Annotated in this window: 12 protein-coding genes; 1 reads left to right on the top strand and 11 read right to left on the bottom strand. The window is 42.5% G+C overall.

Going from position 1 to position 12,873, the window contains the following annotated elements; translation table 11 throughout:
- Positions 1 to 38: 38 nt before the first annotated feature.
- From D8852_RS05210 to D8852_RS05165, 10 genes are all read right to left on the bottom strand, one after another.
- The gene (locus D8852_RS05210) at positions 39 to 797 is read right to left on the bottom strand and encodes a CPBP family intramembrane glutamic endopeptidase (RefSeq protein ID WP_084973909.1); all 759 of its coding nucleotides are present in this window, start codon (positions 795 to 797) and stop codon (positions 39 to 41) included.
- 144 nt (positions 798 to 941) lie between these two features.
- Positions 942 to 1,853 carry a DMT family transporter gene (locus tag D8852_RS05205; protein WP_084973911.1) on the bottom strand — a complete coding sequence of 304 codons (912 nt, stop codon included), beginning with the start codon at positions 1,851 to 1,853 and terminating at the stop codon, positions 942 to 944.
- A 9-nt stretch (positions 1,854 to 1,862) separates the two neighbouring features.
- Complete coding sequence (locus D8852_RS05200; RefSeq protein ID WP_125425238.1) at positions 1,863 to 2,798, bottom strand: serine hydrolase domain-containing protein; 936 nt, start codon at positions 2,796 to 2,798, stop codon at positions 1,863 to 1,865.
- Positions 2,795 to 3,520, bottom strand: a complete 726-nt coding sequence (locus D8852_RS05195) for a CppA N-terminal domain-containing protein (RefSeq protein ID WP_125425237.1) — start codon at positions 3,518 to 3,520, stop codon at positions 2,795 to 2,797. Before D8852_RS05195 ends, D8852_RS05200 begins: the two co-directional genes overlap by 4 nt.
- A 123-nt stretch (positions 3,521 to 3,643) precedes the next feature.
- Positions 3,644 to 4,513 carry an aquaglyceroporin Gla gene (gene gla, locus D8852_RS05190; RefSeq protein WP_125425236.1) on the bottom strand — a complete coding sequence of 290 codons (870 nt, stop codon included), beginning with the start codon at positions 4,511 to 4,513 and terminating at the stop codon, positions 3,644 to 3,646.
- A gap of 157 nt (positions 4,514 to 4,670) precedes the next feature.
- Entirely contained in the window at positions 4,671 to 5,837 is a 1,167-nt protein-coding gene (locus D8852_RS05185; protein ID WP_125425235.1) for an ATP-grasp domain-containing protein, read from the bottom strand.
- 12 nt (positions 5,838 to 5,849) lie between these two features.
- On the bottom strand, positions 5,850 to 6,590 hold the full coding sequence (locus D8852_RS05180; protein ID WP_007521488.1) for an esterase family protein: 741 nt from the start codon (positions 6,588 to 6,590) through the stop codon (positions 5,850 to 5,852).
- 20 nt (positions 6,591 to 6,610) lie between these two features.
- A complete protein-coding gene (locus D8852_RS05175) occupies positions 6,611 to 7,435 on the bottom strand; it encodes an alpha/beta hydrolase (protein ID WP_096407716.1) in 825 nt (274 codons plus the stop codon).
- A gap of 136 nt (positions 7,436 to 7,571) precedes the next feature.
- Complete coding sequence (gene thiI / locus D8852_RS05170; RefSeq protein ID WP_125425234.1) at positions 7,572 to 8,786, bottom strand: tRNA uracil 4-sulfurtransferase ThiI; 1,215 nt, start codon at positions 8,784 to 8,786, stop codon at positions 7,572 to 7,574.
- 8 nt (positions 8,787 to 8,794) lie between these two features.
- Complete coding sequence (locus tag D8852_RS05165) at positions 8,795 to 9,937, bottom strand: cysteine desulfurase family protein (protein ID WP_125425233.1); 1,143 nt, start codon at positions 9,935 to 9,937, stop codon at positions 8,795 to 8,797.
- A 137-nt stretch (positions 9,938 to 10,074) separates the two neighbouring features.
- Here D8852_RS05165 and D8852_RS05160 point away from each other — a divergent pair, with 137 nt between their 5' ends.
- Positions 10,075 to 10,500, top strand: a complete 426-nt coding sequence (locus tag D8852_RS05160; RefSeq protein WP_125425232.1) for a DUF6556 family protein — start codon at positions 10,075 to 10,077, stop codon at positions 10,498 to 10,500.
- A 45-nt stretch (positions 10,501 to 10,545) separates the two neighbouring features.
- On the opposite strand, the gene D8852_RS05155 is transcribed toward D8852_RS05160, so the two are convergent.
- A complete protein-coding gene (locus D8852_RS05155; RefSeq protein WP_125425231.1) occupies positions 10,546 to 12,852 on the bottom strand; it encodes a DNA translocase FtsK in 2,307 nt (768 codons plus the stop codon).
- Positions 12,853 to 12,873: the final 21 nt, after the last annotated feature.

The raw sequence follows: 12,873 nt of genomic DNA, 5'->3' as shown, positions 1-12,873 counted from the left end.
ACACAAAATCCACTCAGTTGAGTGGATTTTTCTGATTCTTACCTTCCCCAGGCAATCAGGAGATACATGAGACTAGATCCAAACATGTCTGCCAGAGCATGCATGAGAAAGAACGGGAGGAGATTTTTCACCTTATATTTGTACAAAAAATAATAGAATAAGCCATAAACTACACCAATAACCAGCGCCCATACTAATCCTTGATAAGTGTGAAAAGAAATCCGAATGAGGGTAGAATAAAACAAAACCCTCCACTTGTGCTTTTCTTTCACTGAGGTCAACAACCCTAGAAAGAAAAACTCTTCATAGAAGCCATTTAGCAAGGCATAGGCAATTGCCATCGGACTAAGCGCTAGGAACTTCCGTATAACTTCCATGGGATCTATGTGGGCAAAAAGAGCTGGATTTAAGTAATTGTATTCACCAGTTAGTGTCGTCACCAAGTCTCCAAACAATCCCACAATGGCAAATATAAATGGAACCCAAAAGAGAAGGGACCAGGTCCAACGAATAGGAAGCTGATTGAAATCATAATTCCGAATCAAAAGGTAAAGCAAGGCCAAGGTCAGAAATATCACTTGCAGAGTGAAGTTGCTCGAATAGGCCGCTCCTTCGCCGACAGTATCACTTGCCGTATTCATTGTAGTTGACAAACCTGTAGGAAACATACTTGCTAAAAAGAGCTCCGTTGAACGAATGATAAACAGGCCAAACATTAGAACTGTGATAATCAAAATGTCAAACCATCTCAAGTAGCGCAGGGGCTTAGTTGGGTGAATGCTTTGTAAAATTTTCATATCTCCTCCTTCTAGCAGTTAAAGATTGGTTTATTGTAAGAAAAGAAACTTAAAATTCTATAAAATTCCACTCCCATTCCTTATCCTTGATCAGTATTTCGATAGGATATTCAAAACAACCACTTTTTACGAGTAACTAGTTTCTCATTCAACCTTCCGTTTGTTTTCTATCAACAAATCTTTCAAAGAAATGATGGTTACCGCAAGTAAAATCATAGCCATACCGACAAAGTCAATCGCATAGAATTGCTCCTTCATAATCAGAAAAGCAAAGAAAACAGCAGAGATGGGCTCTATGGAAGCCAATAAACTGGACTTAACTGGCCCTATTAGACTAGCTCCCTTTAGAAAAGCTGTATAGGCAAAGACCGTGCCAATGATGATAATGCAAACAAATGCAAAAAGAAAATCCAAGCTGGTCGGTATACTGACCTGCAAAACCCCTGTGAAGGGAAGAGCCACCACTCCAGAAATAACCATGCCCACACCAATCACCAACATACTTCCCCATTTCTTAATCAAAGTAATAGGAAGAATGATATAAAGGGCATAGGTCAAGGCAGAAAAGAGTCCCCAGAAAAGACCGGCAGGTGTGACAGACAACTGGTCAAGTTCCCCATGCGTCGCGATAAGAAAAGTTCCTCCAATTGCTAAACCAATCGAAATAATCTCAGCCAGAGTAGGCGCCACCTTGTCCTTGATACAGGTATAAATCAAGATCCCAACAGGACATACATACTGGAGAACCGTAGCCGTTCCAGCATTGGTTTCCTGAATGGCAGAAAGATAGGCAAACTGGTTTAAGAAAAGTCCAAACAAGGCAAACAACAGCAGAGATAAAAGGCTTTTTCTGTCTTTTAAAAAAGCAAAGAGTTTATCCTTTGCAGTCGCATAGGTTAAAAACACCAGAGCTAATCCTGCAATGATAAGTCGCAGATTGGTCAAGACTAGAGCGGAAATCCCATGTGCCATCAGGTATTGGCCACTGGTTCCAGACAAGCCCCAAGCAATCCCTGCCACTACTGTATATAGAGTTCCTTTTACGGTTTTTGACATGCTTTCTCCCTACTCTCCCCTACGAATCATATCCATGACTTGGTTTCGATCGATTATCCACTGGGCACGCTCATCCTTCTCATACGTTCGATTGGATAAAAAGATAGCGGCTTCCTGCTTCTCTCGGTTCCACATGATGAAGGTACCTGTATAGCCCGTATGGTCTAGCCAAGCCCCCTCCAGATTCCAGGCTAGCGAACGCTCCTTATCATCTAAGGGAGAAAAATTGTGGCTCAAATCTGCAGCAAAATCATCTTTCAAGTAATGTTCCAGAAAGATTTGCAAATCCTTAACAGTTGAAAATAAACCAGCACTTCCAGCGTGTTTTCTTAAAAGACGAGCCTTAGGATCATGAACAATACCTGCCTCTACTCCTCTCACTGTTGGTACAGCAACCTCAACGGGACCAAACATCGTTTCCTTCATCCCCCATGGTTTCAAAACTTGTTCTTCTATAATCTGATCCAAGTCTTGGTTAAAGATTTTTTCCAAAAGAAAGCCCAAGAGTAAAAAATGAACGTCCGAGTATAGAAAAGCAGGCTGACTTCGTCTGTTGAGGTGAAACATAGCTTCTCTCAATTCCTCAGCGCTTAACTGGTCTCTGTTAGGAATAAAGGGATCTAAGTCTGTAGCATGGGTCAGAAGTTGTCGTATGGTAATATCTGGATAATCACACTCTGGTAATAATTCTGTCACCGGTCGATTAATATCGAATTTGCCCTGCTGCCACAAGAAGATGAGAACCGTCCCTACTCCCACGACCTTACTCACACTAGCCAGATCATAAACCAAATCGCTCTCTGTTTTCAAGCCCCGTTCTGGATCACTCAAGCCCAGATAAGACTCTCTCCATTCACCATCCTTAAAATACGCAAAAGAGGCCCCGGGATAGACCCCTGCCTCGATTTGTTCTTCTATTTTTCTTAGAATTTTTTCCCACTTCATGCTTCTTCAAACCACAATTCGATGTTATTGGTATCTTTACCAAGAAAGAACTTTTCAGACTTGGGAACAAAATAGCCTGTCTTTTCAAATTTATGACGAAGACTGGTTAAATCAAAATTCTTTACTAAAAATTTCAGCATAGACAAGTCCCAGGTAACATTGTTTTCAACAGTCAAATCTGGACCTTCCCCTTTGGTAAAGCTAATTGCCTTAGCTACTACTTCGGAATCAAGTAAACTCTCCATTCCCTCAGGCAGACGCAACTCCATAGAAATCTCAAATTGACTCAAGTATTTTATACTTTTATTTGAAGAAAATTCAGGAACAGTTTTCAGTGGAACCAAATCTCTTATATCATTTTCCGCATGAACAAGAATCACATCCTGTTCAGGAGAAACAATCTCAAAAGCATAACCACGGCTTCCTTTAAATAGGCGAGGAAGAGACTCCATCTGTGAAAGAAGATCCTCAATTTCAGAAGGATTCTTAACTTTTACAATGAGTCTAGCTAGTTTCTTAAGCCCTTCAACTCGCCGAGTTCGCATACTGGGAGCCTCTTCGAGAATCAACTTCTCAATACCTGATTGGTCACCAAGTGAAAGGAAAGCAGATTCTTCTAATAAGGGCTTCATCCCAAGAGTTTCAATGTAAAATTTTTCATTTAATTTTCGGTTATTGACCTTCAAAGTCGGAATAATTTGTATCATTTGATTTGCATTCATAGCTTCCTCCAACTCTTTTATTTTAAAGGATTTTAGGATTTTTTACAAGCTATTCCACTTAAATTCTAGAATTTTTTACAAAAATTTCCGATAAAAAAACTGGGGTTCCCCAGTTTCATTTTATTATAGGTAAAGTAGTTTAAAGACTGCTACTGCTGCAATACCCGCTGCAATTGGAGCCACAACTGGAACCCATGCATACCACCATTTTGAATCACCCTTGTGTTGACCAAGAACTGATTTTGGAAGGAGTTCGTGAAGAAGACGTGGTCCGAAGTCACGAGCCGGGTTCAAACCAGGTCCAGTAGGTCCACCAAGTGAAGTTACCAAGGCCATCACGAGGAAACCAAGTGCCAAGTGAGCAACTGAAAGTCCAGCAGCTGTGTGTGGTGCTACTTGAGCTTTTACTGCCAATTCACTTAAATCAACAGTTTGACCAGCTTGAGTAGCCATTTGTTTCATGTATTGAAGAACCTCAGCACCGAAGAAGTTTTTAGTCAAACCTAGTGCTGCAAAGAAAAGAACAAATGAACCTACAAACTCATTGAGGAAGCCGTTAACAGTAGCTGCAAAACGTGATTCTTTTGTACCGTGGTCGATGCTTGAAATCGTTGAGAAGGTACCCAAGATATTGTTTGGATTTTCTGTTTTCAAGTAGTATGGACGGTGAGTTGCCACAACCATAGCTTGACCAAAAATCGCTCCTAAAACTTGCGCAAGGATGTAATATGGTACTTGTTCCCAAGGGAAAAGTCCACTCACAGCAAGTCCAAGTGTGAAGGCTGGGTTGATGTGGTTACCAGATACATTACCGAACATCAAGGCTGGGATCATAACCCCCATACCGTAACCAACCGCGATAACGAGCCAGCCACTTTGGTGACCTTTCGTACCTTTAAGTTCAACGTTAGCAACTGCACCATTACCAAGAATGATCAAAATAGCAGTTCCCAAAAATTCAGTGGCATATTTAATAGCCCATGTAAAATCCATTTGATAGACTCTCCTTAATTTTTTTTAGACAATCCTTATTCTATCAATTTTTAGGCCTTTTCGCAACCGATTTTCTAAAAGAATCTCTGGAAAACGCTTTATTTAACTTATCTTTAAGAAAAGGACAAAAGAAGTCTAACTCCCTTCATCCTTTTTGTTACTCTTGACGCTGACCAAAGTCTGCAATCATCTGCTCCATCTCTTGGCGACTCGGAGTTGTCAGCATATAAAGGTAGTCACCTTGTAGCTCTGCAAAGGCTGCTGGCATGATTTTCTTGACCTTGAATTGCTGGCTGTATTTGGCAAGAAGGTCCTCTTCTGAATAAACATAGTTGGCATTGGCACGACGTGATGTAGCTAAACAGTATTGTGGTTCAAACTCTGATGCTGGGAATTCTTCACCTGCAACAATCGCCGCATAACCTCGGTAGAGATCCAAGGAGTGAGCGAAGTTATAAACATCAATGGTAAAGCCACCTGCAGGACGGTTATTGTACTCAATGGCAATGTAGTCGTCCCCGTCACGGAAGAACTCGATATGGAAAAAGCGTTCTCTCATGCCAAATTCTTTGACAATGGCCTCACCATACTTGCGCAGTTTGGGATCCATATCCTTGAGCACATAGTAGGAATTGTCCATCTTATAAATCATCAGATCAAGTGGTGTATGGGCGTAATCGAAAGTCGTTGAAAAGACGATGTTGCCATCCCTGTCCACAAGCCCGTCAAAGGTACAGATTTCGCTAGAAGTAACAAATTTCTCAAAGAAATAAACGGTCGAATGATCCCATTCTTGCTTGAAGTGATTGATATCGTCTTCTGTCTCAAGCTTAAAGGTGGCTGCTGCTCCCACTCCGTTATCAGGTTTGGCAATCATTGGTAGACCGATTTCTTTCACAGCTTTATCCACATCTGCTTCTGTCTGGATAACAGCTCCAGGTACCACAGGGACACCTGCTTTTTTGAAAAGTTTCTTCATTTCAGACTTAAACTTGGTCTTTTTGAGATCCTCTGGTTTGGCACCAAAGACATTAAATTGCTCACGAAGGGCTGCGTCTAGCTCAAGCCAGTATTCATTGTGGGACTCGATGCGGTCGATAGGACCATGCTTGTAGAAAAGAAAGGTAACGGCACGTTTGACTTCGTCTATGTTCTCAAGATTGTCTACACGGAAATACTCAGTCAGGCTATTACGCAAAGGTTCATCTAGTTGTTCGTAAGGCTCCTGACCAATTCCCAAAACTGTGATGCCTTTATTAGCGAGTTCGATTGTAAATTGTTGAAAGTTTTGCGGATAGTAGGGAGAAATAACAAGGTAATTCATAGGCAACTCCTTTTATAGATACAGGTGCCCAAGAAAATAGGGCATTTGTTTACGCCACCATTCCCAGTCGTGGGCGACATCGTGTCCCCATTCAGCAAACCAGGCTGGAATTTGTTTCTGGTCAAAGGCTTCTTTGAGCTTATAGAAAGATGGTAGACCGTCTTGTTCCCAGGCACCAAGGCCCGTACAAACGACGATTTCTGCCTGACGGTAACGATCGATAAACCATCCGTCGTTTTGATTCCAGATATAATCTACAGGCGAGTTCTGGTAAATAGCATCATCATTGTAGTAATCTCCGACGAAGAAACGTGCGTCGTAAACACCACTGAGGGCAATCACCTTGGTAAAGACATCTGGATGCTGGAGAAAGAAATTGAGTGCATGGTAAGCCCCCATGGAGCAACCTGTCGTCATCATGCCATCAAACCAACCTGTCTTATGCTTGATAAAAGGAATCGCCTCCTCAATCACATAACGTTCGTAAGCTCGATGCATCTCCGCTTGATCATGACTATTTTTCCAAGTGGCCAACCAGCTTTCACTGTCCACACTGGATAGGGTAAAGAATTGAACACGACCTTCTTCGATAAAGGAAGCACAGGCATCAATCATGCCAAAATCATAGTATTCATTGTGACTGCCACCAGATGAAGCAAAAACCACAACTGGAATCCCAGCATGTCCATAACGGTTGAGGTACATTTCACGGTTGAGGTGGCCACTCCAGTGGCTAAGGTTTTCAATATGCATTGGCTTTCTCCTTTCCTAACTCACCATTTCTCTGCAAAAAATCGGAGACAGTCTGGCAGATTTTCTGACCAAGGGATTTCACTATGGATAGCACCAGACTGAACTTTCAAGACAAGATTATCCAAGTGTATTCCACCTGCAATCAAATCATGATAATAGCGAAGCGATGAGTCGATATAGGCTTGCTTGATATTGCCAGCCATCAGAGTCTTGTCCGTATCATCCGCTTCTTCCGTTCCAACATAGATAAAAATGCGCTGTTCAGGCGACAATTTCTTGCGCTCGATGTAGCGGTTAAAGGCTTCTTGGTGAAGCCAGTTAGCAGATGAGAAGACACCCAGACAACCAATTCGGTCTTGGTATTCTAGTCCGATAAACTGGGTAATATTGCCTCCTAGTGAAGAGCCAATCATAGCCGTATGCTGCCGATCAGCTTTAGTACGGTAGGTCTCATCAATAAAAGGCTTGACCACCTCCATGACAAACTCGGCATACTCTACACCCTTACCACCAAACTGCTGGCCTGGGATAGGAGATTCTTGAAACTTCCAAGCCGCATACTCATGCATCCGCCCCAAACCATCATTGTCGATGGCTACAACAATCATGCGACTGATGTCAGGGTTCCGCTTAATGGCTGGAATAATTTTCCAAGAGTGTCCGATATAGGACTCCTTACTGTAAAAGACATTTTGCCCGTCATGAAAGTAAACAACAGGGTAAAAACGGTCTGTATCTTTCTCATAATCCTTTGGCAGGAGAACACGCACACGACGCTCCTTTCCTGTATAAGGAACCTTGAGTTTATGTTCTCTCATTTTTAAGTAAAAGTAAGAATGATTCATTGTCAGAAAACTCTCTATATTCAAAATTTTATCTCATTATACCATAAAAATAGAAAAAAAGTCAGTAAATGTCCATTTTAAGGATAAATAACTAACTTTTCTTACTTAATATTCTGAATTCTTCTGGATTTTCTGATTAGAGGAGGTTGTCAATTAACTCGTCGACAGCATCTTTTTCAGCCTGAGGTGTAATCTCAGTGATCATGATACCAGCCACTGCTCGCTCAACCAAACCTTCAACATCCATGCGTTTTTCATACTGCTCTGCATTCTCTATCTTAGGATTGGTCTTAGGACGGTCAGGTGCAAAAATAGTACAGCAATCTTCAAAAGGCTGGATTGAAATTTCAAAGGTATCGATTTCCTGCGCGATGTCAATGATTTCCAACTTGTCCATAGTAACCACGGGACGAATGATGGGAGTGTTGGTCACAGCGTTGATAGCCTGCATGCTTTCCAAGGTCTGGCTCGCTACTTGACCTAGACTCTCCCCATTGATAATGACCAGACCCTTTCTCACTTCACGAATACGGTCAGTAATCCGCATCATAAACCGACGCGTCAAGGTCATGAGGTAGGCTTCTGGCGCCTTGGCCTTGATTTCTTCTTGAATCTCAGTAAAAGGCACTTCGATAAATTGGATGTTGCCACCAAACTTGGTCAATTTACGGGTCAAATCTTGGGCTTTTTTGAGAGCGCCAGGGCTAGTGTATGGTGGGCTAGCAAAGTGAACCGCCTCGATATCTACCCCACGTTTAAGGGCAAGATAACCTGCTACAGGTGAATCAATACCTCCTGACAACATGAGCATCCCCTTACCAGAACTTCCCACTGGCAAACCACCTGCTCCACGAATGGTTTCATAGGAAAGATAAGCAGCTTCCTCACGAATCTCCACCTGAAGAGTGATATCAGGGTTTTTCATTTGGGCTTGAATAGTTGGAATTACGTCAAAAACAGCACCACCAAGGGTTTGGTTAAGTTCACGACTGTCCAATTCAAAGCTGTGGTCGCTACGTCTACTAGAGATTTTAAAGGTCATGCCCTTCTTGTAGATGTCTTGCATAATCTTTTGCACGGCAGCTTTGAGAGTTTCAACAGACTTTTCAACTTTGTAAACTGGAGAAAAGTTTTGAATCCCGAATACTTGCTTGAGAGATGTTGCTACTGCTGTGTAATCGGCTCCATTCAGGTAAACGTGGGCACGGTCACGATCAGCGGTTACCTTAACTTGAGGATAGATGGACAAAACGTCTGAAATATTATTACGAAGTTTATTGATGAACCGCATACGGTTTTTGCCCTTGGTTGACAACTCTCCGTAGCGAATCATAATTTCTGAATACTGCATAAATGCTCCTATCTTACTTTTCTAGTTTGATTGTAAATTAATTTTAGCTTGGTCAAGAATTGCTCGACCTGACTCATATCATTTTCCAGATCTAGACTTAGGCGCACAGCTGACTGCGCCTTATCTTTGTCCACTCCCATGGCAATCAAGGTACCCGCAGGTTTTCCAGCCTTGGACGAACAAGCAGAGGTCGTTGAAATGAAAATATCATAGTCTTCAAAGGCATGGACGATGACTTCTCCACGAACACCCTTAATCCCAAAAGTCAGAATATGAGGGGCGAAGTCATCCTCATCTGAAAAGACAAAAATATCTGGATAATCCAGAAGAGCTTGGCGAATGACTGCTTTCATCTGCCCTGTCTTACTAGCAAAGATATCTAACTTTTCCATAGATAACCGGAGAGCCTTGGCTGTCGCTGCAATCCCTGCCACATTTTCAGTTGTCGAACGATAGTCCCCCTCCTGACCACCACCAGTCAACAGAGGCGTAATTTTCTTACCAGACTTGATATAGATAAATCCAACACCTCGAACTCCGTGAAACTTGTGACTAGAGAAAGTCGCAAAATCCACTCGATTAGTCAGATACTTTTCAGTTGGAATTTTTGCAAGTGCCTGAACCGCATCAACATGGAAGGAAATGGTCGGCTTGTCTGCCAAAAGTTCTGAGATAGCCTCAATAGGTTGGATAGACCCAATTTCATTGTTAACTGCCATGATGGAAACGAGGGTCGTATCAGGTCGAATCAAACTTGCTAGCGCCTCAACATCCACAAATCCTTTCTCATCAACTGGGGCAATATCCACTTCAAACCCTTGACTTTTCAGCCAGAGTGCTGACTCCTTGACTGCTGGATGCTCAATAGCTGATACGATGATGTGCTTGCCAAACTGGGCTTTTTCAAAGGCTACACCCTTGATGACCCAGTTATCCCCTTCTGTTCCACCAGATGTAAAGAAGATTTCATCACTTTTCTTCCCAATCAAATCTGCAATTTGCTGCCGGGAAGCATCTAAAATTCGTGTTGCCTGGTCTCCCAAACGATGGAGACTGGATGGATTTCCTACAATTTTTGAAGCGACCTGAGTATAAGTTTCTAGTGCTTCAGGATAAGGCTTAGTTGTCGCCGAATTATCAAAGTAAATCATGTTTTCTTACGCTTTCTAAAATCACTCCTTCTATTGTATCACGAAAAGAGACCTGCGACAAGAAAGGGAGTTTTCTCTTTTTTTAAGATTTTTTTAAAGAAATGAGGTATAATAAATCATAATTAAAGGAGAGTATCATGTCTAACTATCATAGAACTTCAAAACCAAAAACAGAACACATCAAAAAGGGATTTACTGTCTTTCAAAAAACGATTGCTACCATCGGTAGTATCCTTGGTCTCATCACCGCTACTATCACCATCATGAACGCCATGGATAATAACAAGAATAACAAAAAAGAACCGACGACAACCCAAACAACTGTTGTCAAGGAAATTCAAAAGGAATCCCCTCAGGAAAATACTACACCTAACAAGGACAACACTTCTACTAAAGAAAATACTCAGCAAGAAGAAACTTCTCAATCAAACAAGAAAGAAGAGAAAAAAGAAGAGCAGAAAACAACAACTCAGGACTCTTCTACACCTGCTACAAATAAAGAAACAAGTGATAACGGAACACAGTCAAATACGACGAGCTCTGAAACTAAAACGAATCAGTAATCACAAAAATAACTTCCTTCCAAATTTGGAAAGAAGTTATTTTTTTTATTGCTGCAATACTTTTCGTGGTTTGGTTCCCTCAGCTGGACCGATGACACCTGCCATTTCGAGTTCTTCCATCAGGCGGGTCGCACGGTTAAATCCAACTGACAAACGACGCTGAATCATCGAAGCACTGGCTTTCTGTGTCTCGATAACCAGAGCCTTTGCTTCTTCAAAAAGCGGATCGCCACCAGCTTCACTGTCAGAAAAGTCTCCTTCATTTTCAGAAACTTCTCCTGGGTCAAAGCTTTCATCGTAGTCCGCATCCGCCTGAGCCTTGATGAAGTTTACGATGCGTTCAACATCATCATCCGAGATGAAGGATCCTTGTAGACGGACCGGGTGATTTTCATCAATTGGTTTAAAGAGCATGTCTCCTCGACCAAGCAGTTTTTCAGCTCCATTTTCATCCAAGATGGTACGTGAATCTGTTCCCGATGAAACTGCAAAAGCTACTCGAGAAGGGACATTGGCTTTGATGAGACCAGAGATGACATCAACCGATGGGCGCTGTGTTGCGAGAATCATGTGAATCCCTGCAGCACGCGCCTTCTGTCCGAGACGGATGATGGCATCTTCCACTTCCTTGCTGGCCACCATCATGAGGTCTGCCAACTCGTCCACAATGACAACAATCAAAGGCAGGGGTACTTGTTTGTACTCAGACTGGCTATTAAATTCTTCGACCTTAGCATTGTAACCAGCGATATTTCGTACTCCAACCTTAGCAAAGAGTTCATAACGGTTTTCCATCTCATCGACAACCTTTTGCAGAGCCTTGCTGGCCTTGCGTGGATTAGTCACAACTGGAATCAAGAGATGGGGAATGTCGTTGTAAACAGACAACTCAACCATCTTTGGATCCACCATCATAAACTTGACCTGATCTGGTCTTGCTTTCATAAGAATGCTGGCGATAATACCGTTAACTGCGACTGACTTCCCTGAACCCGTCGAACCTGCAACCAGTAGGTGGGGCATCTTGGAAAGGTCGAAGGTACGAGCAGTTCCATTGACAGCCTTACCTAGAGGAATTTCGAGGAGATTTTCTGGTTTAGTCTGAGACTGCTCCCAGAGTTCACGGAAGGAAACAGTCGCAATCTCAGAGTTAGGAACCTCAATTCCGACTAAGGATTTACCAGGTATAGGAGCCTCTATCCGAACATCCTTGGCTGCTAGAGCTAGCGCTAAGTCGTCTGCCAGATTGGAAATGCGGTTAACCCGTACGCCGACTGCTGGCTTGACTTCATACTTGGTTACTGATGGGCCGATTTCAGCCCGTTCAACCGTTACCTTGATACCGAAGCTAGCAAAGGTTTCTTCTAGGACTTTGATGTTTTCTCGAACAATCTTCTTTTCCTTGGACTGATCTTTGGGTTTATCTGGCGCAAAGAGTTGCAAGCTTGGTAGCTTGTATTCGAGGGCTTCCTTGGCAGAAAAATCAACCTGCACCTCTTCATCCTCAAAGTCTTCTTCCACATCTGGAACTTCAAAGTCAGCTTGAGGAAGGATAATCTCCGGTTCAATCCATTCTTCCTCAGGAATTGGGGGGAGATCATAGACTGGTACTTCTGATAAGATTTCTCCAGTTTCAGGATCTACAGGAGGAAGCGATAGTGCATCCTGTTCTTCTTGTTCTCTCTGAATTCTGGCAGCTTCTTCAGCTTCTTGACGAGCCTTTTCTTCTTCCCTCTTGATAAAGCGTTCCTGTTTTCTCTGTTCCTGTTTTTCCATGAAGGATCTGAACTGAGCTCCAATAAAGGCTGCAACATCATAGATAGACCAAGGACTGACCAAGAGAGCCCCAACTAGAATCAAAAGAACTCCAATAAAGTAGGAGCCGATATTTGAGAAAAGAAAGGCAATGGGGATATAAAGTCCGACACCTAGCAGGCCTCCACCAGCAAAGCTAGTCACCCGGATACCAGTCAGGTCCGTCATAACTTGAGCCAAGGTCCCTTTTAGAACTGACTGCTCCAAGCCAAACTTCCAGACAAGATAAGCCTCAAAAATTAAGAGTAAGCCAGCGAAGATACAGAGAAATCCTGACAGAAGCCCCTCTTGCTTGCGTATCCATTTAAAAAGAAAAAGATAAATGAGAAGGGCACCAATGGCCACATAGGCCAAACTTCCGACCACCAGTCGAATGAGATTATAAAGAGTGATACCAGCTGCACCGAGTTTGAGAGCTGCAATAATCAACAATAAGGCAATTCCTAAGGAAATCAGCATCCTCTGAATAGCCTGTTTTCTTTCGAGTTCTGCTTTAGACGGTCTCCGTCTTGTTTTTGTAGTATTCTTGTTTGCCATTCTTCTATTATACCATATTTC

Source organism: Streptococcus mitis, assembly GCF_003942695.1.
Classification (GTDB): Bacteria; Bacillota; Bacilli; order Lactobacillales; family Streptococcaceae; genus Streptococcus; species Streptococcus mitis_BD.
The sequence above is the reverse complement of the archived record's forward strand: the minus strand, read 5'-3'. Positions and strand labels throughout refer to the sequence as shown.